Annotated in this window: 3 protein-coding genes and 1 pseudogene; 3 read left to right on the top strand and 1 reads right to left on the bottom strand. The window is 63.2% G+C overall.

Features of this window, described 5'->3' with window-relative positions; genetic code table 11:
• Positions 1-1,209: MFS transporter (locus tag VNX23_RS06420; RefSeq protein WP_325628345.1), on the bottom strand; the 1,209-nt coding region annotated here is incomplete at its 3' end.
• Positions 1,210-1,554: 345 nt separating this feature from the next.
• Between VNX23_RS06420 and VNX23_RS06415 the strand changes: the two genes are divergently transcribed.
• The 3 genes and pseudogenes from VNX23_RS06415 to VNX23_RS06405 all read left to right on the top strand — a co-directional run.
• A complete protein-coding gene (locus VNX23_RS06415) occupies positions 1,555-1,986 on the top strand; it encodes a MarR family winged helix-turn-helix transcriptional regulator (RefSeq protein ID WP_325628344.1) in 432 nt (143 codons plus the stop codon).
• 165 nt (positions 1,987-2,151) lie between these two features.
• On the top strand, positions 2,152-2,868 hold the full coding sequence (locus VNX23_RS06410; protein ID WP_325628343.1) for an SDR family NAD(P)-dependent oxidoreductase: 717 nt from the start codon (positions 2,152-2,154) through the stop codon (positions 2,866-2,868).
• Positions 2,865-3,385 (top strand): annotated as a pseudogene (locus VNX23_RS06405) (glutathione S-transferase); the annotation flags it as partial. The gene VNX23_RS06410 and the pseudogene VNX23_RS06405, both read left to right, overlap by 4 nt.

Raw genomic sequence — 3,385 nt, 5'->3', positions numbered from 1 at the left:
TGGCGCTACGACGCTGCCGATCCGGCCGATGCCGATCGCCCAGCCGAGGCCGCTGGTGCGCATGCGCGCCGGATAGAGCTTGCCACAGGTCCCGTTGGCGCCGGTCTGGCTGCCGATGATCGTCATCCCGGAGAAGAAGATCACCGCAAGCAGGAGCGTGTACGGCATCGCCACGAGCGCGATCAGCGCGATAAATCCGGCGCCAATCGCATAATGCAAGGCCAACGCCCGCTCGGGGCCGAAGCGGTCGATCAGCATGCCGAGATAGAGCGCCGCGCATACTCCGCCCAAAGGAAAGGGGCTAGAGGCGAAGACCGCCTGCGCCGGCGTCAACCCGACCAGATGCAATACCTCGGGCAGCCAATAGACGAACAGGAACAGGTCCATGAGGCTGCAGAAGAAGATGATCCACAACAGGACGGTCTGCAGCGCATAGCCTCTGCCGAACAGCATCTTGACCGGGTTGCCGCGGGCGAGGTCGAGGACCTGCGGATCCGTCTGCCCGGGAGTGATCGCCAAGCGATCGAGGAGCGCCGCCTGCCGCCACGACAAGTTCGCCTTTTGCGCGAGAAAGCGCGGCGATTCTGGCAGCCACAATGCCAGCATTGGCAGTAACACCAGCGGGAACGCACCGCCGAGAATGAAAATCACCGGCCAGCCAAAGCCGCGGGCAAGCAATAGGGAAACAATCAGGCCGCCGACAAACCCGCCGAAGGGTGCCCCGGTGAACGTGGCCATGATCAACGTCACCCGCAGGCGTTGCGGCGCGTAGTCGCCAGCCAAGGTTGCCGCTGACGGAAACGCACCGCCGAGCCCAAGCCCGGTAAAGAAGCGGCAGAGGCTCAACATAAAGAGCGAGCCGGCAAAGGCGGTCAGCAAGGAGGCGGCGCCAAGGAGCGCGACGCTGGCGAGCAACAGCGGGCGGCGCCCGAAACGGTCGCCGATCGGCCCGGCAAGGGGGGCGCCGACCACGACGCCGACACTCGACCACAGGAACGTCAGCGCGAACGCAGACGGCACCAGGTGCCAGACGTGCGTCAGCGGTGGCACCGCCCAACCGATCGAACCCATGTCGTAGCCGTCGCAGATCTGCACGAGCGTACACAGCATCGCGACACGGATCTGCAATCCGCCGATACGCTGGGTTTCGAGCGCGGTTTCGGCGCTCGACAATGCCGCTTCGGCGATCTTTCGTTCAAGCTTTCCCATAAGTTCAACTCGTCTCGTTGGTATCGCCCTCATCGGGCATAAGCCTTTTCACCGAATATGGGCAACTGCTCTCATTCGACGCGCTGGTAGATGAGGCCGTCCTCACGAGTGTCAAGCAGGGGGGAATTGCATCGTTAGAAGCCCCACACAGGGAGTTGACGATGGAGGTAATTACCCCAATCTAGGATCGGTCGGTGCTACCGATAATCCTTGCAGGGTGATGAAGCGCAGGGGGGAATTGCATCGTTAGAAGCCCTACACAGGGAGTTGACGATGGAGGTAATTACCCCAATCTAGGATCGGTCGGTGCTACCGATAATCCTTGCAGGGTGATGAAGCGCACCAATGTCTGATGTCGAGCCCGAAATCTGCAATTGCACCGCGCTTCGCCAGGCGGCGCGGCGCGTGACAAGATTTTATGACGAAGCCCTCGCGCCCACCGGGTTGGGCGTGAACCAATTTTCGATCCTGGCGCGGCTGAGTCGCGTCGGTCCGAGTACGATCCAAGATCTCGCACGGCTTCTGGTCATGGATCGCTCGACGCTGGGGCATCTTCTGCGCCCACTCGAGAAGCGCGGCCTCGTCAAGCTCGACGTGTCCGAGCAGGATCGGCGCAGCTGTATCGTCGCGTTGACACCTGCAGGAAAGGCTGCTGTCGCCAAAGCCCGTTCGCGCTGGGCTGCAGCGCAGCGCCGCTTCGAAAGCGCATTCGGTAAGGACGCGGCGGTCGAGCTTCGCACCGTCCTCAAAGAGATTGCGACTGCGGAATTCGGCTAGGCCACTGCGACGAACATCCAGGTTTCGACCAGGAGCATTCCGCCGCGCGCCACAGCGCATGAAGCGCGGCTATCCAAACGAAGGAAAGCGTCATGCATCTGCTGCGCGACGTGCGTGAGGCAGCGATGACGAGGCGCCTCACGCCATTCGAGAAGGCTTCCAACGATGAGCGGCAATAACACGAAGCGCCCACTCGCCTTGATCACGGGAGTGGGCCCCGGGACCGGTGCAGCGATCGCCCGCCGGTTCTCTGCGGGCGGATACGATGTCGCGATGCTTGCCCGCAATGGCGAGCGCCTCGCCGCGCTTGAACGGGAGATCGCCAATGCCAAAGGCTATGCCTCCGATGTGACGGACGAAGCGCAGCTCGACGCCGTGATTGCCGCAGTGAAAGCCGAGTTCGGCACGCCGTCGGTGCTGATCCACAATGCCGTCGGCGGAGCTTTTGGCAATTTCCTCGAAATCGACCCCCAGGTCCTGAACCGCAATTTCCAAGTCAATACGATGGCGCTGCTTTACCTCGCCCGCCGTCTCGCCCCGGCAATGATCGAAGCCGGAAGAGGTGCAATCATCGCCAGCGGGAATACGTCGGCGCTGCGCGGCAAGGCGAAGTTCGCCGGCTTCGCACCGACAAAAGCAGCGCAACGCATTCTCACCGAGGCGATCGCGCGCGAGCTCGGGCCCAAAGGCGTCCATGTCGCCTATGTGCTGATCGATGCGGTAATCGACCTCGCCTGGACGCGCCAGAGGTGGCCCGACGCGCCGGACGAGTTCTTCATCAAGCCGGCGGCGATCGCCGAGGAGATCTGGCACGTCGCACATCAAGACCGGAGCGCGTGGTCGTTCAATGTCGAGATCCGCCCTTTTGGAGAGACCTGGTGACCGGGGATCGGCAGGAGGCCTTCGTGACCCAGCTCCGCATCTTCTCATATCTCCCGAACCCGCGGATTTGGAAGGCGACGATCGCGGCGCGGCTCTGCGGCGTCGAGATCGAGCTGCGGGGAAGCTCGCCGCAGGAGCTACAGGATTGGCTCTGGGATTTCGACGCGCGGCCGCTATCGGAGGTGGAGCCGCAGGCCGCGGAGAAGGCCGAACGGATCGGCCGCATCGGTTTCAAGGGTGGGCGGTTGTTCAAGACCGATGCTTTCCTGAAGGCCCATCCCTTCGGCACGGTGCCGGCGGCGTTCAGCCCTGACGGCCGGATCGGAATCTTCGAATCGAACAGCATTATGCGGGCCGTCGCCCGGCTCGGGCACGAGCGCTTTGCGCTCTATGGCCGCGATCCTTACGAGGCCTCGCGCATCGACAGCTTTCTCGACACGAGCCTGGTGTTCGCACGGGACGCGCAGCTCTACCTCTTCGCGTTGCGCGAGTCCGCCGTTCCGCCCGACAGCCACGC

Source organism: Bradyrhizobium sp. (assembly GCF_035570375.1).
Taxonomy (GTDB): domain Bacteria; phylum Pseudomonadota; class Alphaproteobacteria; order Rhizobiales; family Xanthobacteraceae; genus Bradyrhizobium.
This window is presented reverse-complemented; position numbering and strand designations above follow the sequence as displayed.